The sequence below is a fragment of the Rhizobium sp. CB2179 genome (genome assembly GCF_057653455.1).
The window spans coordinates 2502107-2525208 of record NZ_CM172781.1 but is presented as its reverse complement, the minus strand read 5'-3'; the positions used below and the strand labels follow the sequence as shown (position 1 = coordinate 2525208).

The window sequence follows — 23102 nt, the reverse complement described above, 5'->3', positions numbered from 1 at the left end:
CCGACCGCATCCGATCCACGCGTCGCAGCCGATCCAGACGGCTGCGCGGCAATTCGAGAACAAGGCGATATGGCAATCTATTATGTGAATCCGGCAATAGGCTCCAACGGCAACAGTGGAACGAGCGAGGACACGCCGTTTGCATCGTTCTGGGCGGTGGAAAACCTGAAGCTGCAGCCGGGCGACAGCGTGCTGCTCGCCGCCGGAAGCGTGTTCAACGACCAGCTCGACCTGAAATATTCCGGCACAGTGAATGCCCCGATCACCATCGGCAGCTACGGGGTCGGCGATGCGCCGGTCATCCATAGCCCCAACGACGGCATCCACAGCCTCTATGCATCGAACATCGTCATCGAGAACATCAAGATCTCCGACACCGGCGGTGCGGCCATCTATGGCGGCTCTGTTTCGAACTGGACGGTCCGCAATGTCGAGGTCGATCACACCGGACTGGCGGGCAAGTCAGGATCGATCACCTTCCGGACCGGCTCGAACATCACCATCGAAAACAGCACGATCAACGACGTCAACGGCGATGGCGTCTGGATCGAAAAAGTCAACGGCGTCAATTTTCTCAACAACACCGTCACCAATGCCCACGGCACCGCGGCAGATGCCGTCCAGATGAACGACAGCAGCAATATTGTGATCAGCGGCAATTACCTTGACCAGACGGGCGCAGCTACGCCGAAGGGCGTAATCGCGCTCGTTCGGCCCGTAAATGCCTTGGTCGAGGACAACGCGATCATCGGTGGCGGATTTGGGATCGGCGCGCAAGCCGGCACCAACGTCGCTATTCACGACAACGATATTTCAGGTTATGGCGGCTACGGCTGGTCCTATGCCATCGGTCTCGGCGATCAGGGCAATACGCGGGACTATGATATATCGGGCAATTACATCCATGACGGCGTATGGGGCGTGGCGATCAGTGCCGCCGGCACGACCAGTTACGTTCGCGTAGATATCAATATCTACGGCAACGTTTTCGATGACCTGTCCTCAGCGGCGCTGAAGGTCGACAGACCGGCATCCGGCTCCTTCCACGACAATGTCATCGCCAGCGATGTCACGCCCTACAGCATATCGCCTGCCATCATCGCCGCGAACACCTTTCCCGTCAGCAACAACACGACGCTCAACGAGGCCCAGGCGACGATGCTTGCGAGCAGCGATAGTCTCGCGGTCGGCGATGTGACGCACACGGACACGGCGCCTGCGCTTGTCGCAACCCATGACAGCCTGAAAATCACCTCCGACCTGGACGCCGCCCATTACGGCAATCTCCTCGAAAACGACAGCTCGGCCAATGGAACCCTGCTGCTTCGCCGCTTCGAGGGCGAGTTCGTCAACAAGGACGGCGTGACGCTGACCGGCCAATACGGCACCATCCATGTCGACGGTGATGGCGACTATAGCTATACGGTCGACGCGGCGAAGCTCGCCGGGCTTAGCGGAGAGGTGAGCGACACCTTCCACTACAAGATCTCCGATGGGACTTCGCTACATTTCGACACGGATACACTGAGCATCTCCATCCATGTCGATGACCTGCTGATCTGATAGGGACGCCGGCAGCAAACGGCTTGCATCATCGCGGCGGCAGTCCGCCCAGCCCTTGCGAAGTCTCATTGATCGCCGAGCAGGATCCTGATGACGTCGACTTCGATTTCCGCGCAGATGATCTCGTATTCGGTGATGACTGCGGGATCGGCCGATCTATCCCGGCGCATGCGATCGAGGACGGTGCAGGCTTCGCCGTAGGCGCCGCACAATTCATAAAAATGGGGCTGGCTCGCCGCAACTGCTCTGATCGTTGCCCGCGTCGCAGGCAGCCTCATCATCAGCCTGGCCAGCCCCTGTTCCGCGGACTGCCGGGTGAGGTGGGCTACGCCTTCGTTCCTGACCATGCCGTCATTCCTTGCTGCGTGTGTTTTCCGATCCAAGGGGGTACGCAATACTCATCCCCCGACTAGTACGCAGGAATGCTGCATCTGGTTTCATGCCGGATGAAGGATTAGTGGCGCAGTGCCGCAAACAGCCGGTGCTACCAGCGCAGGAGGCGGGGGCCGAGCAGCGCGCCGATTGCGCCGGTCAAAAGGATGCCAAGCGAATACCAGAGGGTGACGAAGGGCAGGCCGTTTTCCGTGCAGAACCAGGAATAGACCCAGGCGCCGGATGCGCCGGCGGCAATGCCGGCGATGAAGCCTGCGATGCCGAGGTTGCTCGGGGCGCCGCCACGGAGAACCCAGGTATTTGCGATCAGGATCGGCATGGCAAAGGCAAAGATCAGCAGCGGGCAATGCAGGGCGGAGGAGCCAAGCACCAGCACGGGATAGCTTGCGGCCGGCGACAAAGCGAGCTGGACGGCCGCCATGACGGCGAGGGCGAGTATGATGGCCGCGGCAATCCCGAAAAAGCGCCCCTCCGAGCCATCCGGCCGGGACAGGCGGTAAACGGCTGCGAAGGCGGCGATTGCAAGCAGGGCATTGTAGGCGGACTTAATCCAGAAGACCGGCAGCATCAGCGCCTGCGCCATGTCGGTGCGAAGGCCGAGGACGATAAGCATCAGCAGCAGCGAGACTGCTAAGGCCGGCAGGATGGCGAGCGCGAAGCGGCGTTCGAGCGCATGTCTCGGCACCGGCTTCAGATCCCGGACAAGGCTGTCGATCACGTCCTCAGTCTCTCTCACATCCCACCTCGCAATCTTGCCGCCAGCGCCTTGATACCTCTGTGTACGCCAACCTTGACCGCCGATTCCGACTGTCCGGTGCGGCTTGCCGTATCGGCCACCGACTGCCCCTCGAGCTTGATCTGACGGATCAGTTCCTGCTGGTGCTGCGGCAGGCCGTTCAACAACCGTTCGACATCCATGCGCGCTGCAATCGCATCCTCCCTGAAGTCGTCTTCGATCTCCTCGTCCAATTCCATTTCCGCCTTGTACCGGCCGCCATGCTTTCGGTGGTGGTCGATCAGCTTGTAGCGGGCAATCGAGAAGAACCACGCGGTGAACGGCCGCTCCCTGTCATAGGTCGCCCGGCGCGAATGCAGCGCCAGCAACGTCTCCTGCACGAGATCTTCCGTGTCGGATTTCGCGGTAGTGCCGATCCGCCCGCCATAATAACCGACGAGCAGGGTTCGCAACGTCACGAGCAGACGCCGATAGGCTGCCTCGTCTCCGTCTAGGGAAAGAAGCATCAACATCTTCAGTGCTTGTTCCGAATGGGCGCTCGTCATGTCGTCTGCAATATCATTCGGGTGGATGACGCTTTGGTTACAGGCGGGTTCAAAAATCTTCCGGCGGCAATTCAAAGTGTACAGCGTCCTTTGCGCGTTTCGAAAAGACGCGCGGCGCTCTAGCGCTATCACATAAGCGTGAGGCTGTAACCGTCTTCGCAAGGGGATCGAATTCAGGACTGTGAGCCGTCGGCGGGTGCCGGCGGACATGTCAATCGATCCGAGGAGACCCTCATGACCAAGATCCTTTCCAGCCTTGCCGCCTGCAGCTTCGTCATCGGCCTGTCGCTTGCCGGTGCTGCCAGCGCCCAGAGCAGCGATGCCATGAAGAAAGACAGCATGAAGACCGACACGATGTCGAAGGATGCGATGTCCAAGGATGCAATGTCGAAGGACGCAATGAAGAAGGACACCATGGCGACCGGCAGCACCAAGGCCGACTGCATGCACAACGCCGGCATGGAGAAGGACACGATGAAGAAGGACACGATGACGAAGGCCTGCGACGCGATGAAGTAAGCTTTGGGCGCGGCCGCTGAAACTATTTGGCCGGCGGCCGCGTCCTTTTCTCGCGAAGACCTTTCATATCGATCCGGAGGAATTACCATGGCCACGACTGATACCGGCATGGCGAGCGGAGGCACGCTCTTCTACCGCCATGGCCTGCTGGTGCGCCTGTCGCACTGGGTAAACGTGCTGTGCATGACGGTGCTGCTGTACAGCGGCCTGCAGATATTCAACGCCCATCCGGCGCTCTATTGGGGCCAGTACGGCGCCGACAACGATCCGTCCTTTATTTCCATGGAAGCGGAACAGGAAGGCGATGCGCTGAAGGGCGTGACGCGCATCGGCGGATTGAGCTTCGACACGACGGGCATACTCGGGGTTTCGAATGTCGACGGCGAGGCTGCGGTACGTGGTTTTCCGAACTGGCTGACCTTGCCGAGCTACCAGGATCTGGCATCGGGCCGGCGCTGGCATTTCTTCTTTGCCTGGCTGTTCGTCATCAACGGCTTCATCTATCTCGCCTATGGTTTTATCAGCCGGCATTTCCGCCGCGATCTGCTGCCGGCGGCCGTAGAACTGAAGCCTTCGCATCTCGGCCATGAGATCGTCAGTCACGCCCGGCTGCGCTTTCCCAAGGGGGCCGAGGCACGCCATTATAATACGCTGCAGAAACTCGCCTATGTCGCCGTGATCTTCGTTCTGCTGCCGCTGATGATCGGGACAGGGCTTACCATGTCGCCGGGCTTCAACGCGGTCGCCCCCTGGCTGCTCGATCTGTTCGGCGGCCGGCAATCGGCCCGCACGCTGCATTTCCTGACCGCCTTCTCGCTCGTCGCCTTCGTCGCGGTGCATGTGGCGATGGTGCTGGTTTCGGGCGTGTTCAACAATCTGCGCTCGATGGTCACAGGCTATTACGACATCGGGCAGGGAGGAAAGTCATGAGCCGCATCATCACCAGACGCCGCTTCCTGATCGGCGCGACCATGACGGCATCGGCGCTGGGGCTCGCCGGCTGCGATGCCCTCGTCGAAAACGATCGGACGAAATCGGTGCTCAAGATCGCCGAAGGCTTCAGCATGAAGACGCAGCGCTTCCTGCTCGGTGACGACGCACTCGCCCGCGAGTTCACCGAAGCCGATATCTCGCCGACCTTCCGCGCCAACGGCACGAGCATGCCTGATAATGCCCGCTATATCGACTGGATGAACCAGCAATTTTCGAGCTGGAAGCTCGAGGTCGGCGGGCTGGTCGACAAGCCGATGCAATTGTCGCTGGCCGAGCTGAAAGCCCTGTCGGCCCGCACGCAGATCACCAGGCATGACTGCGTCGAGGGCTGGAGCGCGATCGGCAAATGGACCGGCCTGCCGCTCGGTGCGCTGCTGCAGACGGCGGGCCTGAAACCCGAAGCCCGCTACATCGTCTTCCACTGCGCCGACGAATATGAAAAGACGCTCGACGGCAGCGGCTGGTATTATGAAAGCCTCGATCTCGTCGATGCGTTCCACCCCCAGACGATCCTTGCCCACACCATGAACGGTCGCGATCTCGAAGTCGCCCATGGCGCGCCTCTGAGGCTCCGGGTCGAGCGCCAGCTCGGCTACAAGCAGGCAAAATACCTGACCGGCATCGAAGCCGTCGCCGATCTCGGCCAGCTCTACGGCGGCAATGGCGGCTTCTGGGAGGATCGCGGATATGAATGGTATGCGGGCATATAGTCCCCCGACCGACATGCCGACCTTGACGCTTTCCTCGTGTCGGGTTCCACGGCCGGAGAGGTCGTCGTGATCGAGGCTGCGCAACCCCGCCGCTGCCGCGCTCAGGCAGAGAGGCCGATGGTGATGGTGGCGGATAGCACGCCGCTATCGAGCTTTTCGAAATCGAAGATGTGGTCGGCCGCATCCTCCGGGATGAGGCCGTCCTCGTCGTTGCGCGTATCGCGGGCAGGGCGTCCAATATAGTCCGGATGCTCGCCATAGATGATATCGCTCAGCACATCATCGAAATAGATCTGGCTGACGAGAAGCTCCTTGCCCTCGACGAGGATACGGCAATGAACATGCGGCGTGCGGCCCTGGTACCATCCGGGATAGGCCGTCAAAAAACTTGCCTGCCCCTTGGCATCCGTCAGTTGGCGCCCGCGGAAGGCAAGCCCGCTGATGGCCTCGGCATCGCCGAAGGTGCACATCTCCGCAGCCTCGCGGCCGGAATAGATGCCGCGGTGATCGGTATGCCAGATTTCGATATCGGCATTTTCGACCGGCCGGCAATCGGCTGCGTGGACGATCCGAACGGCCAACCGCAAAGGCAGCCCGGCCTTTCCTTCCGAGATGTCCTGACGAGCCAGGACATTGTTAACATGGCAGGGGCCAAGGGTCTGGGCGACGGTCACGACGCAATTCGGACGGCTGCGGAAGAGCGGCTCGGGCAGCTTTTCCAAGGTAACCGATTTCGTGCCGCCGCTCACGAAATCCGTTCCCTTCCAGTCGAATGTCCTGGCGGCAACAACGACATGCCGCCGTGGCCAGATCGCCACCGCAGCCACGGATGATGCGACAATGGCCGCACCTCCAAGCACAAGGGTTCGCCTCTTCATCTGTCTTCCTTTGCCTCAAGACGCAGGATTTAAGGAGGATGCGCGGAAAATTCCAATTAAATCCAGGCAATGATCGGCGCCAACGAGATCATCGGCATCAGATGCCCGCAGAGCCGGTAGCTGGGTTCGAAGTGGCCATTCCAGTTCGCGCAACGTATTGACGAGAAAGCGTATTCTGCCGATGTTAGCAAGTGGACGGTTGCTCAAAGGCGTCTCGTCGATTCAATCGCGCAAAGACTGCTGTAACGCGTTGAATTGCTGGATAATTTTGTCCTTGAATCGATTCCGCTTTGAAATATGCAGTAGGCATCCAAAATTCGTTTCCGAGCCGGGGCAGAGGCATATGGAACCAACCCACTTATTCGAGCTCGTCATCGCGATGTTTCTTGCGATCATCGCGCTGCACTATGCCGCCCACCGGCTCGGACTGCCGCCGTCCGTCGCGCTGCTGACGGGTGGCGCCTTGCTGGCGTTCGTGCCGGGGTTGCCGGCGATATCAGTCGATCCGGAGCTGGTGCTCGTCATCTTCCTGCCGCCACTCCTGATGGACGGCGCCTGGGCCATCGCGCTGGCGCGGTTGCGGCGCCATATGATCGGCATCGCCTCGCTCGCAGTCGGCGCTGTGTTGTTCACCTGCGCGGTGGTCGCCGTCGTGGCCCATCTTATCTTTCCATCGCTTCCCTGGGCCGCCTGCGCAGCCCTTGGTGCGATCGTTGCACCGCCGGACGCGGTCTCGGCGCGCGCCGTGCTCGAGCGCGTCAGGTTGCCGCGGCGGCTGCAGATTCTTTTGGAAGGCGAGAGCCTGCTCAACGATGCGAGCGGGCTGGTTCTTTTCCGTTTTGCCGTTGCTGCCGTCGCAACCGGAGCCTTCAGCGCGGGGGAGGCGGTCGGCAGCTTCTTTGTGCTGGCGCTCGGCGGCGCCGTCGTCGGCGTCGTTGTGGGAACGGCATGGGTCAAGCTCGTCCGGCGTCTCGGCGACGAATATCTGATCATCGCAGCCACGGTGCTGCTTGCCTGGATTTCCTATCTGCTCGGAGAGCTGCTGCATGTTTCCGGCGTCATCGCCACCGTCACCACCGGCCTGATCGCGTCCTGGCACCAGCACACCGTATTTTCGGCCGCAACGCGCATGCGCGGCACGTCGTTCTGGACCGTGATGATCTTCCTGATGGAGGCTTCAGTCTTCACGTTGATCGGGTTGTCGCTGCGGGATGTCGTCGAACGCGGCGGCGGCTTAACCACCGTGATCGCGACGATGGGACTAGCGATGCTGGCGATCCTCCTCACGCTGGTGGTGGCGCGGTTTGCCTGGGTTTTCGCCTCCGATCTCATCATCAAGTTCTGTGCGGCCCTGGGGGTGACGCGAGCTCAGCCGCTCGGCGTCGGCGGCGCGACGGTTCTCAGCTGGGCAGGTGTGCGCGGCGTGATCACGCTCGCCCTGGCGCTCAGCCTGCCCGAGGGGTTCCCGGGCCGTGACTTCATCCTTGCCACATCCTTCGCCGTCATTCTCGGAACCGTGCTGGTGCAGGGCACGACATTGGGGCGGGTGATTGCCTGGGCGCGGCTGGCACCGGAGACGGAAAGAGCGCGCCTCACCATGAGCCAGGCCGAAGCCGCCATGGCACAGGTGCAACTCGGGATCGTCAAAAACCTGGCATATGACGCAGAGGGAACGCTCATTCACCCGCAATTGCTGGAGCGCTATCAGCGCAGGGCCACAGCGATCGTCGACTATGCCGAGAGAACGGAGCATTACGTACCGGTGCTCCATGCTCATTTCGACGTCGTTCTCGAAGCCGTTGCCACTGGACGCCGGGAGCTCATTCGCCTCCATCGCGCCGGCGACATCGACGACGAAACATTAGACGAGCTGGAACGGGATCTCGATCTCGAGGAACTGAGCGCGATCTCAGCCAAGGCGTGAGGTTCAGCGCTTTGCGCCTTCGGCTTCATCGTCAACGCATTGCGATATCTAGACTGATACCTGCGCGATCCTGATGTCGCCGCCGGGTGGCGTCCTACCCTAAATGGCGATTTGTTCGCCGAGTTCGACGACGCGGTTGGAGGGCAGGTTGAAATAGTCGGAAGGGTCAATCGCCAAGCCTTCCAGCGCCATGAATATGCGCTCCTGCCAGGCGGGCAACCCGGTGTTCGGCGTCCTGACGAGGTTCCGGCGGCCGAGATAGAAGGAGGTCCTCATGATCTCGAACTTGAAGCCGCCCTCCCGGCAAAGAGCCAATGCCCTGGTGACGTCAGGGTCGTCCATGAAGCCGAAGGTGATGTCGAGGCGGACGAAACGCGGCGAGAGTTGGCTGATCTTGATGCGGCGGCTGTCGGGAACATAAGGTTCGTCCTCGGTCCAGACGGTCAGGATGACGTTCTGTTCGTGGAGCACGTGGTTGTGCTTGAGATTGTGGAGCAGAACGTTCGGCGTCCGATCCGGGACGCTGGTCAGGAAGACTGCCGTTCCCGGAACGGTGACCGGCGAATGGTCCGACTTTCGCTCGATCGACCTGATGAAGGAATCGAGCGGGATCTCGTTGTTGGCCCGCAGTCTCTTCAGATAGGCCTGGCCTCGGGTCCATGTCCACATCAGGATCATGATCGCCAGCGCAAGGGCGACCGGAACCCAGCCGCCATCGTAGATCTTCAGCAGATTGGCCGCCAGGAACATGACTTCGATGGTGAAGAGCGGCAGCAGCCAGGCGGCGGCGAGCACGAGGGAGTAGCCCCAGACGACCCGAAGGAACTGGAAGACCAGCATGGTCGAGATGACCATGGTTCCCGTCACGGAGATGCCGTAGGCGGTCGCCAGCGACTCGGAGTCGCCGAAGGAAAAGATCAGCATCAGCACGCCGACCAGCAGGAGAAGATTGACGGCCGGCACGTAGATCTGGCCGGTGTTGGTCTCCGACGTGAACTTGATCCTGAGCCTCGGCAGGAAGCCGAGGTGAACCGCCGAGCGGGACAGCGAAAATGCGCCTGTGATCACCGCCTGGCTGGCGATGATCGTTGCCATCGTCGCCAGGAGAACCATCGGCGGCAAGGCCCAGTCGGGATACATCAGAAAGAACGGGTTGCCTGCCGTTTCGGGATGGGCGAGAACCAGCGCGCCTTGCCCGAGGTAATTCAGCAGCAATGCGGGAAAGACAAGCACGAACCATGCCATTTGGATCGGGCGGCGTCCGAAATGCCCGAGATCGGCATAGAGCGCCTCGGCACCCGTCACCGTCAGAAAAACGGCACCGAGCACGATGAGGCCGACGCTGCCGGCATGGGTGAGGAACAGGAATGCATTGGCCGGATTGAGCGCGGCCAGGATCCTCCAGTCGTCGCCGATATGGATCAGGCCGCCGGCCGCCATGGCTAGAAACCACAACACCGTGATCGGCCCGAAAAGCTTGGAAACGGCGGCCGTTCCCCTCGACTGGACGGCAAACAGAACGATCATGATTGCCGCCGATGCAAGCGGGACGTATTCGGCAAAGGCGGGTGTGATCAGTTTCAGGCCTTCGAGCGCCGACATGACCGACAAGGCAGGCGTGATCATCGCATCGCCGATGAAGAGGGCGGCGCCGATCAGGCCGGCGAAAAAGAGCACCGGCACGTTTCGTCCCATCTTCTTCATCAGGAGGGCGAGGAGCGAAAGCGCGCCGCCTTCGCCGTCATTGTCTGCCCTGAGAAGGAAGAGCACATATTTGAAGGTCACGATGATCGTCAGCGTCCAGACCATCAGCGAAATCAGACCGATGACCTCGGCCTCATGCACGCCATCGGCGGCAAACGGCCTCAGCGCCTCGCGAAAGGCATAGAGCGGGCTGGTGCCGATATCGCCATAGACGACGCCGACCGCGCCGATGACCAGTCCGACAAAGCCCTTCCCGCCGGCGCCATCCCCCGTCTTATCCATATGCGTCGACGTCATGGTTCCCCGCTCATGCCACTTGCCTATGAGAACAAACATATGCCGCATTGCAGAACGGCAAGCAAATTGATGCGGGTGCGAATTTTTTGTGAGGGACAGATGCGGAGATGGGAGGGGCGTTGCGATCCGTTCAAATATCGCCAGTTCGCATCCCCTAGTGATTGCGCTGTCGCATGATAAAAAGAATACATGACCTGCGCCCTGAACCTTTCGAGCTTGTATTACACGCTGCTCCCATAGAGCGGCCCAAGGTCATATTCCTGACACTTGAGACGCCGCACGGTCGGCGGCACGTGTGTCAACAGATGGTCTCCGGCCTCATCGGCCCAAATGGAGACCCTCGTGATACTATCCCCTCAGCCCACCGGACCTAGTCCGACTTTCTTCGCACTTTGAGCGAGCGCGGCTTCCTGCATCAATGCACCGACTTGGCAGCACTAGACAGCTGGCTTTGTTCAGGGGCCGGCACGGCCTATAACGGCTTCGATCTTACCGCCGACAGCCTGCATGTCGGGCATCTCATTCCGATCATGATGCTGCGGTGGTTCCAGAAGACCGGTAACAAACCCATCGCTTTGCTCGGCGGCGCGACAAGCCGCCTGGGCGATCCGAGCTTCCGCGACACGTAGCGTCCCCTTCTCAATCAAGAGCAGATCACGAAAAACCTGATCGGCATCCGGCGTGTCTTCGAGCGGTTCCTCGCTTTCGGGGACAACCCGACCGATGCTGTCATGGTCAACAATTCCGACTGGTTGGGCGGGCTCAACTACCTCGATTTCCTGCGCGATATCGGGCCGCATTTTTCAGTCAACCGGATGCTCACATCGAGAGTGTGCGCCAACGGTTGGAACGAGAGCAATCGCTGTCATTGCTGGAATTCAACCACATGGTCATGCAGGCCTACGACTTCCATATCCTCGCAGAAAGCTGCGGCTGCCTGCTTCAACTGGGTGGCTCCGACCAGTGGGGCAATATTGTCAGCGGCGTCGAATTTGGACGGCGGATCGGTGGACGCACCCTGTTTGGATTGACTGCCCCGCTGCTAACGACGACGTCGGGCGCGAAGATGGGCAAGAGCGTTTCAGGGGCGGTTTGGCTCAACGCCGATCGGCTGTCGCCCTATGAGTTCTGGCAATTTTGGAGAAACACCGGGGATACCGATGTGGGGCGTTTCCTCAGGCTGTTCACCGAGTTACCCTTAGGCGAAATTGCACGCCTCGAAGTGCTTCGGGATTCCGAGATCAACGAAGCGAAAAAGATCCTTGCCGACCAGATCACGAGGCTGTGCCACGGGCTCGATGCGGCAGTACAAGCTTCCGAAACTTCCCGGCGCATCTTCGAAGCGGGCGAGGTGCCGGCGGGTCTTCCGACGGTCAGGCTCCCGCATAGCCTTCGCGGTGCCTTTCCGCTCGTTGACGCCATGGTCGTTGCCGGGCTCGCCAAGTCGAAAAGCGAAGCACGCCGATTGATCGTCGGCGGCGGTGTGCGGGTGAACGGCGGCAGCGTCAAAGACGAGGCAATGCGGCTTGGCGACTCCGACGTCCAGGACGGGGTGATCCGGCTCTCGGTCGGCAAGAAGCGACACGTCCTCCTTCAGCCGGTTTAGCGTGGTCTGTTCAATTCGGAGAGCGGGCAACCTCGAACCTCCTTGTCGCGCTCTCTGCGGGTGCCGTTGACAAGGTGGCCCTTCGGCCCGACTTATTTTGCAGCCTTCAATTGGAGCGGCTGCTCGGCATTGAATTGTGAAATCAGCGGCGGCGGCATCATGCTGACAGGGAATGTCAGCAGCGGTGGTCGATAATCCTGAGATCGCGGGTTTCTCAGCCAGTCGCCATTTCGTCGGAATGTCCGGTTATGCCGCCGATATCCCGCCCCATTCGGAGCAGAGTGCCGAGATGAAGCCGCACCACCGCATTTTCTTCATCCAGTTTGCCGTGGCCCTTTCCTTAGGCGCGTTTGTTTCGCGGCTGCCCGATCTTCAGGTCAAGTTCAGCCTGACCGAGGGAGAGCTGGGCCTTTTGCTCGCTGTCATGTCCTCCGGGGTTCTCTGCGGGTTGACGTTCTCGGTGAGGTTGATCGAGAGGCTCGGTGCGCGCACCACGGCTTTCGTCACCGTCTTCGGTGCGGCGCTGTTTTTCGCGCTGATCCCCTGGATGCCTTCAGCTCTCCTAGCGGTGCCATTGTTCTTCATTGCCGGCATTTTCACCGGCGCGTTCGAGATCAACGCCAATATCGAAACCGATCGCCGTGAGGCGCTGCTTGGGTACCGCATCATGAGCCGGGCTCACGGCATGTGGAGCCTCGGCTTCTGCATCACCGCCCTCGTTGCCGCCGGCATGCGGCAGGCTGCCGTCTCCATCGAACTGCATAGCTTGATCATCCTCGTCACCGTTTTGATTGCGGGGTCGATCGTTTTCTCCAGGATCGAGAACGCGCCCCAGCGGCAGGACGCGCACCCGGGAGATAGTCCGCCAATCGCTTTTCCGACGATCGGGCTGCTGCCCCTTTGCCTGATAGGCGCAGCTCCACTTCTCGCCGAAGGCGCAAGCGTCGATTGGTCGGCGATCTATATGCGTGACGTATTCGCGGTCGAACCCTTCATCGGCGGGCTTGGCGTGACCATTTTCTCCCTGTTCATCGCCATCGGACGGCTCGGCATGGACCCTGTCATTGACCGCTTCAATCCACGCCCGGTCGTAATAACCCTCCTCGGGATCGCGACCATCGGTGTTGTCATGGTTGCGACGGCGACACACCCTGTTGTCGCACTCGCAGGCTTTGGCCTGACAGGTATCGGCTGCTCTTCAGTCTATCCGCTTGCCATCTCGGCTGCGGCCCGACGTACGGATCGACCCGCACCCGTCAACGTTGCAGCGCTCGCGCAGACGACGTTCCTTGTGTTTTTCGCGGGGCCACCACTGCTCGGTTTCGTTGCCGAACACTTCGGCATCCGCTTTTCGTACTGGGCGGTCGTCCCTGTTCTCGCAGCAGCACTCCTGGTAACCAGGGCACTTGCTGCTGATCCTGCCCCGGTCACAGGCCAGCCCGAACCGGTGCGACCACAAGGTTGACACGCCACGCCGGCCTCCGCTGTCATAAACTCGTTCACGTCCGCAACCGGAGGGGCAACCTCCGGCTTTCGCTGATGAATTGGGCGGGCGCAATGTATTTCCCATCACGTAGAAGTATTATTGGCGGACATCGGAAATATAGCTCGTATAGGTGAGGAGCTAATTCCGCGCACTGTCGTCAAGTCTTGGGCGAATGGGTTTGCTGCTCAAGCATTGCGGACGCCGTCCATCTCGTCTGAATGGACCTGGTTGGGATGGTGAAACTCCAGCCTTTCGGCCTAGCAAAACATATGTTTTACGGGGTTTGCGATGGTCGTGTCGGGCCGCAAAGGGAGGGCTCGCCTACGGAGCTCCGCGCCTCGCTTCGGACAAATTTCGGCCGCCAAAATGCCAGTATTAGTTGTTTCTAAATCACGCCATAATTCGCATCTACGTTGCCGCGCCTGTTTTATTCTTCGCCACATTTCGGAATTTCAACATTATACAAACAATGGTGGGTAACTATGAAGGTTATTCTCGTCATCGTCCTCACGGCGCTTGCCGTGCCTTGTGAGGCGGACATGCTCGGCACGGCGTCCAAGTACAAGAGCATGCACGAACGCTCCATCTCCTTCCTGAGCATCAATCCGCGCAGGGTATCGTGGTGCGGGGCGTTCCTGGCCTTTGTCGCCAAGCGATCTTCGCGGCAACCGCCGCCCAACCCCAACATGGCGGCGTCCTGGAGGAAGTTCGGCAAGCCGGTCGGTGTCCGCTCCGCCAGGCGAGGGGATGTCGTGGTGATCCGCACCGGCCGGCGCTTTCATGTGAGCCTGTTCGATCACATCGACCAGCGCCGGCAGTACGTCTACCTGTTCGGCGGTAACCAATCCAACCGGGTCCAGCTGTCGCGCTATCGCGCCAGCTCGGTGGTCGCCGTGCGACGATGATGTTGGGTGAGAACCCGGGTGAGAACTCACCCTCCTTCCAAACCTCGGTGGCGGCGGGAAAACAGGCCTTACGCCTTGCGCGCCCTGATGTGGAGGAAGATCGGCGCGATGCGGGTGTCGGCGACCATTGGCTCGGCGAGCGCCACCTCGACTGACGCCATGGGCTCGCCGAAAGCTTCGATCGTCAACCCCGCTTCGACGATCATCGACACCCAGGTCGACAGCGTCCGGTGAAAACGCGGAATGGCGAACGGCGTCAGCGTCGCCCGTTCTTCCTTGGGGATGGAGGAAAAGATCCAGCGCTCGACCCGGCCGTCGCTCTCGTCGAAATAATCGGCGATCTCCACCGCGACGGGCTTGCCGGCCTCGTCACGGATATTGCGGCGTGTCGGCGGCACGAAACAGGGATGCAGGATCGAAAACTGCAGGAAGCCGCCCGATTTCAGGACGCGGTGGATTCCTTCCAGCACCTGGCGCTGATCGGCCATGTCCATCATCGACATGAAGGCGGTGACGAAATCGAAACTCGCCTCCGGGAAATCGATGCCCTGGCCGTCGCCGAGCACGTAGTCGATACCGAGAGGCGCTTGCGTCTCGGTCTCGCGGGCATAACGAATGAAGGTCGGGGCGATGTCGAGACCGATCATGCGGGCGCCGAGGCGGGCGACGGCGCGGGTGTTGGAACCTTCGCCGCAGCCGAGATCAAGCCCGGCAAGGCCTGCCACCGGCGGCAGCATCTTCAGAAAGGCCGGCGTGTTCAGCGCGTCGCGATATTTGTCGTAGCCGGCGCGGCTATAGACCGTCCAGGTCTCGGCATTGCTCTCCCAATGGGCGGCGACATCATTGGCGTTCATGGCTCTCCTCCTTGTGCAATCGGAACGGGCGGGGAGCTATAAGCGCAGCGGATTACAATGGGAAGACAGGCAGTCTACTGTAAGTGGTTCACACCCATGGATCATGACCGAGTTCGCGTGCACTATCATGCGACCGAGAGGTAGGGGGCTGCTGTGTCCGACGAAGTGATCATCCGCGAGCTGGTCGGCCTCGATCAGACGATGGCAATTTTCCCGCTGTACAGCCAGAATAGTCGCCTGAGTCAGGCCGTGGTTTGCCAACGACTTTCAGCCATGTTCGCACAGAGCAACTACCGCTGCATAGCAGCATACATCGACGAACGGATGGTGGGTGCGTCGGGTTTCTGGACGGGCACTCAGTTGTGGTGCGGCAAGTATATCGAGGCGGACAATGTGGTGGTAGACAGCGCCGTGCGCAGTCAGGGCATCGGCAGCAAGATGATGGCGTGGATCGAGGCGGAGGCGGAGCGGACTGAATGCGCTGTGGTCCGTATCGCCATGGTTCTGGGAAGGGAGCGTACGCACCAGTTCTACGCGAGAAATGGCTACTTCGACGACGGCCTGCTGATGGTGAAAGCCCTAAGTCGCGGTGCGGCCGAGTTTCCGGAATATGCCTCTCAACAAGTTTGACCATCGCCCCGCAGCTCGGCGCAAGTTGCCACCATTGGCACGCGCGCCTTCTTGTTCGGGGCGGCGATTTTACGGTCGCATGACCGAGCTTAGAGATGCCGAGGCACCTTTGCCTTCAGCAGCTGCACGAGCGCGGGATCCATGAAATCGTAATCGTCAGGAATATGAAGGCAGATCAACCGCTTGTCCTTGATAGCTGACCGGTACTTGCCCTGAACTTTCGCACGGTGAGCCTTCTCCATGACGAAGACGATATCGGCCCATTCGATCAGTTCGTTCGATAGTGGGTTTTCGGCATCGTTGTTGGTGCCGGCCGAGGAGACCTCGATCTCCGGCCAGCCTGCGAAGACCTGTTCGGCCGTCGGGCTGCGAAGTTTGTTCTGACTGCAGACGAACAGGACGTTTTTCACGTTTCGATCTCTCTTGAGGCGAGCGAGGCCCGCAATAGCACAATTCCGCGCACGAGCGAACCAAGGGGCAATCGACGGAATACGGGCGGCCCCCGCGGCCGGTGGGGTCGACGGAAGGATCGCCTTCTCTGTCGCGCGTTGCGTCAGCCGCCGCTCACACTCTTGAACGCGGCGATGATGCTTTGGGCGGCGAGTTGGGCCTCATCTGACGTCGTTTGGAAATTGGTGACAGAGAGACGCAGGATATCACGGCCGCGCCATTTGGCGCCGCCGGCGAAGATCATGCCGTCAGCTTGGATCTTTTCGATCGTCTTTCGGGTCAACGCGTCGCCTTCTTCGGAGGGCCGGTCGGCTCCGAAGCGGATGACGAGCTGGTTCAGCGTCACCTCGTTCAGGATGGTGATGCCCGGTTGTTGCGACAGGAGATCGGCCACGAGCCGCGCTGAGGCGCAGCACTGGTCGATCAAGGCGGCGATGCCGTCGCGGCCGAGATGTTTCAGCATCGCCCAGGTAGCAAAGCCGCGGGCCCGTCTCGAAAGCTCGGGCACGTAGTGCGAGGGATCGCGTTCGCCTTCGCCGGCGAGCGGAAGGTAGCTCGCGGCGATCGTCATGGCGCGGCGATGGGCGAGCTCGTTGCGGACGATGGCATAGCCGCAATCATAGGGCGTCTGCAGCCACTTGTGGCCGTCGGTCGCCCAGCTGTCGGCCGCTTCGATGCCGCGGCTGAGGTGGCTGGTCTTCGCTGATGCCTGCGCCCAGAGGCCAAAGGCGCCATCGATATGCACCCAGGCGCCTTTCGCCTTCAACAGCGGGATGATGGCGGCGAAATCGTCGAAGGCGCCAGTATTGATCTGCCCCGCCTGGAGAACGGCGATGACGGGTCCAGAGACAGTATCGAGCGTGCCCACCAGCGCGGCCGGGTCTATCCGTCCCATCGCGTCGGTGGGCAGGCGCAGCACGCGATCATGCCCGAGGCCGAGGAACTGAAGCGCGGAGAAGACGGTCGTGTGGGCGTCGTCGCCGATCAGCACGGTAATCTCAGGCGCTCCGAACAGGCCCTTTGCATCGGCATCCCAGCCCACCTGGCGCAGCACCTCGCCGCGGGCGGCGGCAAGGCAGGTAAAGTTCGCCACCGTTGCGCCAGTGACGAAGCCGACCGAGCTTTCGGCCGGCAGCTTCAGGAGATCGAGAAGCCATCTTGCCGCGACGGTCTCGACGGCGGCCGCGGCCGGGGCGGCGACATGGTTTCCGGCATTCTGGCCCCAGGCGCTGGTGAGGAAATCGGCCGCGACGCCGACCGGATGGGAGCCGCCGATGACCCAGCCGAAAAAGCGCGGCCCAGTGGTTGCATGAAGCCCGGGTTCGGCGCCGTCCGAGAGACGCCTGATGACATCAAGCATATCGGAACCGGCAGCCGGCAGCGGCTCTTCGAAACAGGCAAGCGAGGCTGCGTAGTCGTGGGTGGGCATATGGCGGGCGGGCGCTGCCTGCCGGAATCCTGCCGCAAGGCGGGCTGCTTCCTGAAACAGAGATGCAATTGCCGTCATGCGGATCCCCCTGCCGCTACCGATCCTGGAGGGCCTCACCCTCGAAAGCAGGCTGCCGGCACACGCAATCTAGCCCATATCGCCGAGGCTGTCTTCGCCTGACAGATCTCGGATCTGGGTTCCGAGGCCTTCCCTGGGCTTGCCGAGACCTCAAGACAAAGTGAGCATCGGGGAGGTGCTTCCTAAATATCTACAATAACTACCTTATCCCGTTCTGTGCATTTTTGAAATTTCGGGGCGCTTGTTGAAAATGATTGCCTTCCCTTCAAGTATCGTTCAATGATGCGGAAATATCATTTGCACCATTGTCAAGTTGGTGCTGCCAATCAGCGAGGGATATGCACTGAAATATTTCCTTCTCTACGCGCTGACGTGCACGTTGGTCGGGATAGTTCTTCTCTTCATCATCCGTGAAGTTGTACCGTTCACGATCGACAAGCCAGCCGATCAATCGGTGGCCGACTCAATTGATGAGCCAGTTGCCGGGCCAACCGAGCAATCAGCGGCCCGACCAACCGGTGAGCCCCTGAACGCGGGAACCGGCCAGCCGGTGCCGGGGGCAACCGGGAAGCCGGTGCCCGGGCCAACAACCGATCAATCCGCCGTCCAGCCAGCCGATCCCCTGGTCGTCCGATCCACCGGCCAGCCGGTCGACGGGCCAGCCCGTGAACCGGTGGTCGGGCCAACTGGCGAACCGGCAGCGAGGCCGACCGATCAATCGGTGGTCGGCCCGCCCGGCGAACCGGTCGTCCGGAAGGGTGGCCGGCTGGGGAGCCCGGCGCAGTGACCGGCGCCTGAGACGACGGATTTCCGTTCGATCTCGTCACTTCGAGCATGTGCTGAACTACGAAGCTTCCTGACACCGGTTGCATCGGCTGAGGCCATCTGTATTGACAGTACCTCTCATCTCGCAGGAGGTCCCGATGGATGGAAGCGGCACGACGATCAGGCATGTCAGGGCAGACGAAGTGGAGGCTTTCCGGCGCATCCGTCTGGAAGCGCTTCGCACCGAACCGTCTCTCTTTGCAAGCCGCTACGAGGACTGGGAGGCTCTTTCTCTCGAGGAGTGGCGCAATCGCCTGAATGAGCCGGTTTTCATCGCCTTTCAGGATGGCGAACCCGTCGGCATAACCGGCCTAGTTCGGCAGCGGTCGAGCAAGATGGCCCATCGCGCGACGATCATCATGGTTTACGTCAGAAGGAGCCTGCGCGGAACGGGCCTTGCCGGCAAGCTGCTCGGCGCGGTAGCCGATCACGCGCGCGATATCGGCATCTTGCAGCTGGAACTCTTCGTCAGCGCAGAAAACCCGGCGGCAGTACGCTTCTATCAGCGGGAAGGCTTCTCCGAGATCGGCAGGATTCCCGGCGGGGTTCTGGAGGAGGGCAGGGAGATCGACGACGTCATGATGGCTCGCCGTCTGGTCGGTTAGGTCTCACGCCGATGTTTCAGCGCATATCGGTTTGCTTGACCTATTGACCTCAAGCGGGGTTGGGGTTGCAGCATGCCGGCATGGGCTGGAGGTTTGGCCGTGACGAAAATTCTGAAAGACGAGAACCTGGTCGGCAGCGCGCTGATGGTGGTCGCAATCGATGCGCTCGAGACCGCTTTTCTCGCGAGGGCCGGCAATCGACTGATCTCCCCACCCCGGCACCATGTCTCGTTTCCCGGTCGAGGCGATCTCGTCTTCACCATCGGCGGCATCCTCGGCGAGAAACCGCTTGCGGGCTTCCGGGTCTATGAAACATTCGACGGGGCTGAGCATTCGCAGATCGTCGCTGTGTGGTCGGCCGACGACGCGAAGCTCAAGGGCATTATTCTCGGAGAGCGTCTCGGCAATCTCAGAACCGGTGCGATCGGAGGGCTCGCCATCCGGCATCTCAGCCCGCCTGACGCGAGCATCGTCGGGATCCTCGGCAGCGGAGCGCAAGCGCGAACCCAACTTGCCGCAGCGGCCGCCGTTCGAAAACTGGACCGCGCCCGCGTCTATAGCCGCGACGAGAAAAATCGCGCTGCCTTTGCAACTGAGATGCAGCACACCTTAGGTATTGACGTGGAGCCTGCCGGCAGCGCCTCTGAAGCCGTTGATGGTGCCGACATCGTCATCTGCGCGACGACGAGCCGAACGCCCGTCATTCATGCCAGGGATTTGAAGCCCGGCGTGCACGTCAACACCGTCGGCCCGAAAACACATGGGGGATACGAACTCGGCCTGGATATCGCCGATGTCGCAGCCGTGATCGCGACGGACTCTCCCGAACAGACGCGCACCTATGCTTCGCCCTTTTTCCTGGCCGGCTCCGGCAATGAGCACCGTATGACCGACCTTGCAGATATCATGGCCGGGAAAGCGGCGGGGCGAGGATCGCCTGGCGATACGACGCTGTTTTGCTCCGTCGGATTGGCTGGAACCGAGGTCGTCGTCGCCTCGGCAATCCTCGATATGCTGTGAGCCTGTTTCCTTATTCACGCCAGACCCAGCACATCCCCCATGGCGTATTCGCCGGGTGCGCGTCCTGCGATCCAGCGGGCGGCGGCAAGCGCGCCGCGGGCGAACATGCCGCGGTCGAGAGCCGAATGCGAGAGCGTCACGACTTCTTCGGCGGCGGCAAAGAGCACGCTGTGTTCTCCGACGAGCCCGCCGGCCCGCAACACGGCAAAGCCGATTTCACCGGGCGGCCGCTCGCCGGTGATGCCGTCACGCCCGCGCCGCTCGACGGATGCGAGGGAAACGCCACGGCCCTCGGCGGCGGCTTCGCCAAGCATCAGCGCCGTACCCGACGGCGCGTCGATCTTCCTGTTGTGATGGGCTTCGAGGATTTCGATATCCCAGCCATTCGCGGGAAGGGCGCGGGCGGCCTGGGCGACGAGGCCGACCAGCATGTTGACGCCGATGGAGAAATTACCGGAGCGCAGGATCGGAATCGCGCGGGCGGCCTCTGCGATCCGTTCGAGCTCATCCGGCTCGAAACCCGTCGCCCCGATCACCAGGGCAGGTCCGCCGGCGGAAGCGCACAGGCCGGCAAGTTCGGCGGCAGCACGTCCCGTCGTGAAATCCAGGATCACGTCGGCGGCCTTAATCGCGGACGAACGGTCAATCAGCCCGGCGCCTGCGGAGCCCTCGCGGCCGATGCCGCCGACGAACGCAAAATCCGGATCGGCCGCCAGCAGCGGCAGGATGGCACGACCCATGCGGCCATTCGCGCCGGCGACGGCTATTTTGATTGGTGAGGTCACGGACTTTCCTTGGCTGGCGATATTCCCGACGGACGGCTGTTTGCATCGTCATTACGCCGGCGAACGGGATCTGCAACTACCGCACTTGCGCTCCCGGCGCAAAGCAGGGATCTCTTCTGGTCGTCAGGTGCTTACCAGTTGCCGGGGTCGGCGGTGTGATCGATGCTAGCGAAGTCGTCTGCCTTTTGCCGGTCCAGCTTCACCTCCGTGGCAGCCTTCGTCTCGTCGGTGACCGAGTAGCGGTCGGGGATCGGTCCCCTTGATAGTTCCTGATACAGGAGCAAGGCGGCCTCCTCGGCAGTGTCGGCCTCGATTTCCCGAATGATTGTTACGGTGAACTTGTGCATGGCTTCGGCCCTCTCGATCGGTGCGCCGGCGTGTGCGTGGCTTGCACAGTCTGACACGAGTTTTGTGTCTATGACACTAAAACTGCTCGCTTAGAATTTGATTCATGCGACGGCTTCAGGTCTTTGTTTTTATGAATGTCGTGGTGCCAAGCCGCCGCACCGTTTTGGGCGAACTCAGCCGAGGAGATAGATCATGCGCCTGAATCAAGTAACCGTTACGATGCCTGACCTCGATGCGGGCTGGAACTTCTACTGCGCTCTCGGTCTCAAGCCCGTCGTCGACGCCCGTCCTCGCTATGCGCGCTTCGTCTGCCCGGACGGGGACAGCACCTTCTCCCTGCATCAGGGCGAAGGCGGCGGTGGCGGCACCACGGTGTATTTCGAGTGCGAGAAGCTGGACGAGACGGTCGGCAGTCTCAGCGAGGCCGGTCTTCGTTTCGTCACCGGACCGGAGGATAAGAGCTGGCTCTGGCGCGAGGCGGAGCTTTTCGACCCCGGCGGTAACCGCATCATCCCTTATTTCGCCGGATCGAACCGCACCGATCCGCCGTGGCGCGTGGATAAGGTGGACCGCCCGAAGTAGGCAGCCTCGGCGCCGGCCTATCCCGGCCATTCCCCGAATTGACGAATCGCGGTCGCCTCGGCATCTTTGTGTCGGCGTGGCCTAACGCCGAACCTCCCAGGACCTTCCCCAGCAGGGTCTTCAACCGGAGGCAAAGGGACTTTCGTCTCGGGTCGTGATCCTTGGTCCTGATGTTTCGGGCCTGTTGCTGGGGAACGATGTCCGGAACGTGAGAGGCCCTGATATGACTGAGAATGGAAATTTCAAGCGGCGGGTGCGTGCGCGCGCCGCCAAGACGGGTGAATCCTACACCGCCGCCCGCATGCATGTTCTTCCCAGGTCGGCGAACGATGCACTGCCTGAGGCAAGGCGCTTGCGTCTTGCCGTGGCCCAGACCACCCATGCCGACGATCCCCGCGATGCCGACAAGCTTCGCCAGAGCGGACAGGAGATGCGCCTGCTGATGCGGCAGGCGCGAGAGGCAGGGGCGCGGCTTATTCACTTTCCCGAAGGAACGACATCATCGCCGAACAAGCGCATCATGTCGGAAATCGGGCCAAGAGAGATCGGGCCGTCCGATTGGCGGCGGTTCGAATGGGCCGTGTTGCGTGAGGAGCTGGATACAACGCGCAAACTGGCGCACGAACTCGGCCTCTGGGCGATCATCGGCTCGGTGCATCCGCTGACGCCGCCGCACCGGCCGCACAACAGCCTTTATGTCGTCTCCGATCGCGGCGAACTGGTGACGCGCTACGACGAGCGGCTGCTGTCCAACACCAAGATCTCCTTCATGTACACGCCGGGTTCGATCCCCGTGACCTTCGAGGTCGACGGCATCCGCTTCGGCTGTGCGCTCGGCATGGAGTGCAACTTTCCTCAAATTTTCACCGAATACGAGCGGCTCGATGTCCACTGCGTGCTGTTTTCGTCCACTGGGGGGACGTCGGCCAATGATACCTCCTTCGCCGCCGAGGTGCAGGGGTATGCGGCGAGCAACAGGTACTGGGTGAGTTTCTCCATACTGGCACATCCCGGTTTAGCCGATCCGGCCTCTTCCGGGATTGTCGCTCCCGGTGGCCGGTGGGCGGCGCAATGCCCTGCGGATGGAACGGCCGCGATATCGCTCGCCGATATCGACGACAATCACGGCGATATTGCCCGGCCGTGGCGGCGCAAAGCGCTGAGCGGCCTCTACGAGCCGCACCGCGTGGCCGGCGACCCGCGCAGCGACGGGCGGGATATGTTTTAGAGCCGCGTC

The 23102-nt window shown here is 61.3% G+C and carries 23 protein-coding genes and 1 pseudogene; 14 read left to right on the top strand and 10 right to left on the bottom strand.

Features of this window, described 5'->3' with window-relative positions; all coding sequences use genetic code 11:
* Positions 1 to 69: 69 nt before the first annotated feature.
* Positions 70 to 1563 (top strand): right-handed parallel beta-helix repeat-containing protein, encoded by a 1494-nt coding sequence (locus AC244Q_RS12665; RefSeq protein WP_128406284.1) that lies wholly within the window; start codon positions 70 to 72, stop codon positions 1561 to 1563.
* Between the two features lie 65 nt (positions 1564 to 1628).
* Here AC244Q_RS12665 and AC244Q_RS12660 read toward each other — a convergent pair whose 3' ends face one another.
* The 3 genes from AC244Q_RS12660 to AC244Q_RS12650 all read right to left on the bottom strand — a co-directional run bounded on the left by AC244Q_RS12660 (position 1629) and on the right by AC244Q_RS12650 (position 3237).
* Positions 1629 to 1910, bottom strand: coding sequence for a hypothetical protein (locus AC244Q_RS12660; protein ID WP_026157407.1), 282 nt, complete (start codon positions 1908 to 1910; stop codon positions 1629 to 1631).
* Between the two features lie 137 nt (positions 1911 to 2047).
* Positions 2048 to 2692, bottom strand: coding sequence for an NrsF family protein (locus AC244Q_RS12655; RefSeq protein ID WP_012758025.1), 645 nt, complete (start codon positions 2690 to 2692; stop codon positions 2048 to 2050).
* Positions 2689 to 3237, bottom strand: a complete 549-nt coding sequence (locus tag AC244Q_RS12650; protein WP_012758024.1) for a sigma-70 family RNA polymerase sigma factor — start codon at positions 3235 to 3237, stop codon at positions 2689 to 2691. The genes AC244Q_RS12655 and AC244Q_RS12650 overlap by 4 nt, the downstream gene beginning before the upstream one ends.
* Before the next feature lie 234 nt (positions 3238 to 3471).
* On the opposite strand from AC244Q_RS12650, the gene AC244Q_RS12645 reads away from it, so the two are divergent.
* The 3 genes from AC244Q_RS12645 (at position 3472) to AC244Q_RS12635 (ending at position 5459) form a co-directional block, all read left to right on the top strand.
* Positions 3472 to 3756, top strand: coding sequence for a pentapeptide MXKDX repeat protein (locus AC244Q_RS12645; RefSeq protein WP_012758023.1), 285 nt, complete (start codon positions 3472 to 3474; stop codon positions 3754 to 3756).
* A gap of 87 nt (positions 3757 to 3843) precedes the next feature.
* Positions 3844 to 4686, top strand: a complete 843-nt coding sequence (locus tag AC244Q_RS12640; protein ID WP_128406285.1) for a cytochrome b/b6 domain-containing protein — start codon at positions 3844 to 3846, stop codon at positions 4684 to 4686.
* Positions 4683 to 5459: a molybdopterin-binding protein gene (locus AC244Q_RS12635; RefSeq protein WP_128406286.1), complete on the top strand. Its 777-nt coding sequence runs from the start codon at positions 4683 to 4685 to the stop codon at positions 5457 to 5459. The genes AC244Q_RS12640 and AC244Q_RS12635 overlap by 4 nt, the downstream gene beginning before the upstream one ends.
* Before the next feature lie 101 nt (positions 5460 to 5560).
* Here the strand turns inward: AC244Q_RS12635 and AC244Q_RS12630 are convergent, their stop codons facing one another.
* Complete coding sequence (locus AC244Q_RS12630) at positions 5561 to 6337, bottom strand: dioxygenase family protein (protein WP_128406287.1); 777 nt, start codon at positions 6335 to 6337, stop codon at positions 5561 to 5563.
* Between the two features lie 343 nt (positions 6338 to 6680).
* Here AC244Q_RS12630 and AC244Q_RS12625 point away from each other — a divergent pair, with 343 nt between their 5' ends.
* On the top strand, positions 6681 to 8261 hold the full coding sequence (locus AC244Q_RS12625; RefSeq protein ID WP_128406288.1) for a Na+/H+ antiporter: 1581 nt from the start codon (positions 6681 to 6683) through the stop codon (positions 8259 to 8261).
* 99 nt (positions 8262 to 8360) lie between these two features.
* On the opposite strand, the gene AC244Q_RS12620 is transcribed toward AC244Q_RS12625, so the two are convergent.
* The gene (locus AC244Q_RS12620; protein WP_012758018.1) at positions 8361 to 10262 is read right to left on the bottom strand and encodes a potassium transporter Kup; all 1902 of its coding nucleotides are present in this window, start codon (positions 10260 to 10262) and stop codon (positions 8361 to 8363) included.
* Between the two features lie 342 nt (positions 10263 to 10604).
* Here AC244Q_RS12620 and tyrS point away from each other — a divergent pair.
* The 3 genes and pseudogenes from tyrS to AC244Q_RS12605 all read left to right on the top strand — a co-directional run bounded on the left by tyrS (position 10605) and on the right by AC244Q_RS12605 (position 14259).
* Positions 10605 to 11868 (top strand): annotated as a pseudogene (gene tyrS / locus AC244Q_RS12615) (tyrosine--tRNA ligase).
* Between the two features lie 289 nt (positions 11869 to 12157).
* On the top strand, positions 12158 to 13333 hold the full coding sequence (locus tag AC244Q_RS12610) for an MFS transporter (protein WP_128406304.1): 1176 nt from the start codon (positions 12158 to 12160) through the stop codon (positions 13331 to 13333).
* A gap of 503 nt (positions 13334 to 13836) precedes the next feature.
* Positions 13837 to 14259: a TIGR02594 family protein gene (locus tag AC244Q_RS12605; RefSeq protein ID WP_012758016.1), complete on the top strand. Its 423-nt coding sequence runs from the start codon at positions 13837 to 13839 to the stop codon at positions 14257 to 14259.
* 68 nt (positions 14260 to 14327) lie between these two features.
* Here AC244Q_RS12605 and AC244Q_RS12600 read toward each other — a convergent pair whose 3' ends face one another.
* Positions 14328 to 15113, bottom strand: a complete 786-nt coding sequence (locus AC244Q_RS12600) for a class I SAM-dependent methyltransferase (RefSeq protein ID WP_128406289.1) — start codon at positions 15111 to 15113, stop codon at positions 14328 to 14330.
* Between the two features lie 153 nt (positions 15114 to 15266).
* On the opposite strand from AC244Q_RS12600, the gene AC244Q_RS12595 reads away from it, so the two are divergent.
* Positions 15267 to 15743 carry a GNAT family N-acetyltransferase gene (locus tag AC244Q_RS12595; RefSeq protein ID WP_128406290.1) on the top strand — a complete coding sequence of 159 codons (477 nt, stop codon included), beginning with the start codon at positions 15267 to 15269 and terminating at the stop codon, positions 15741 to 15743.
* A gap of 89 nt (positions 15744 to 15832) precedes the next feature.
* Here AC244Q_RS12595 and AC244Q_RS12590 read toward each other — a convergent pair whose 3' ends face one another.
* Together AC244Q_RS12590 and AC244Q_RS12585 are read right to left on the bottom strand one after the other, a co-directional pair.
* Positions 15833 to 16153, bottom strand: coding sequence for a low molecular weight protein tyrosine phosphatase family protein (locus AC244Q_RS12590; RefSeq protein WP_128406291.1), 321 nt, complete (start codon positions 16151 to 16153; stop codon positions 15833 to 15835).
* Between the two features lie 143 nt (positions 16154 to 16296).
* Positions 16297 to 17700, bottom strand: a complete 1404-nt coding sequence (locus tag AC244Q_RS12585; protein WP_128406292.1) for a pyridoxal phosphate-dependent decarboxylase family protein — start codon at positions 17698 to 17700, stop codon at positions 16297 to 16299.
* Between the two features lie 313 nt (positions 17701 to 18013).
* Here AC244Q_RS12585 and AC244Q_RS12580 point away from each other — a divergent pair, with 313 nt between their 5' ends.
* The 3 genes from AC244Q_RS12580 to AC244Q_RS12570 all read left to right on the top strand — a co-directional run bounded on the left by AC244Q_RS12580 (position 18014) and on the right by AC244Q_RS12570 (position 20150).
* Positions 18014 to 18487 (top strand): hypothetical protein, encoded by a 474-nt coding sequence (locus tag AC244Q_RS12580; protein WP_029870541.1) that lies wholly within the window; start codon positions 18014 to 18016, stop codon positions 18485 to 18487.
* A gap of 136 nt (positions 18488 to 18623) precedes the next feature.
* The gene (locus AC244Q_RS12575) at positions 18624 to 19130 is read left to right on the top strand and encodes a GNAT family N-acetyltransferase (RefSeq protein WP_012758011.1); all 507 of its coding nucleotides are present in this window, start codon (positions 18624 to 18626) and stop codon (positions 19128 to 19130) included.
* Between the two features lie 99 nt (positions 19131 to 19229).
* Complete coding sequence (locus tag AC244Q_RS12570) at positions 19230 to 20150, top strand: ornithine cyclodeaminase family protein (RefSeq protein ID WP_128406293.1); 921 nt, start codon at positions 19230 to 19232, stop codon at positions 20148 to 20150.
* 14 nt (positions 20151 to 20164) lie between these two features.
* Here AC244Q_RS12570 and dapB read toward each other — a convergent pair whose 3' ends face one another.
* Entirely contained in the window at positions 20165 to 20935 is a 771-nt protein-coding gene (gene dapB, locus AC244Q_RS12565; RefSeq protein ID WP_128406294.1) for a 4-hydroxy-tetrahydrodipicolinate reductase, read from the bottom strand.
* A 131-nt stretch (positions 20936 to 21066) separates the two neighbouring features.
* Positions 21067 to 21282, bottom strand: a complete 216-nt coding sequence (locus tag AC244Q_RS12560) for a hypothetical protein (protein ID WP_017994502.1) — start codon at positions 21280 to 21282, stop codon at positions 21067 to 21069.
* Positions 21283 to 21475: 193 nt separating this feature from the next.
* On the opposite strand from AC244Q_RS12560, the gene AC244Q_RS12555 reads away from it, so the two are divergent.
* Positions 21476 to 21865 carry a VOC family protein gene (locus tag AC244Q_RS12555; RefSeq protein ID WP_128406295.1) on the top strand — a complete coding sequence of 130 codons (390 nt, stop codon included), beginning with the start codon at positions 21476 to 21478 and terminating at the stop codon, positions 21863 to 21865.
* Between the two features lie 223 nt (positions 21866 to 22088).
* On the top strand, positions 22089 to 23093 hold the full coding sequence (locus tag AC244Q_RS12550) for a carbon-nitrogen hydrolase family protein (protein ID WP_012758006.1): 1005 nt from the start codon (positions 22089 to 22091) through the stop codon (positions 23091 to 23093).
* Positions 23094 to 23102: the final 9 nt, after the last annotated feature.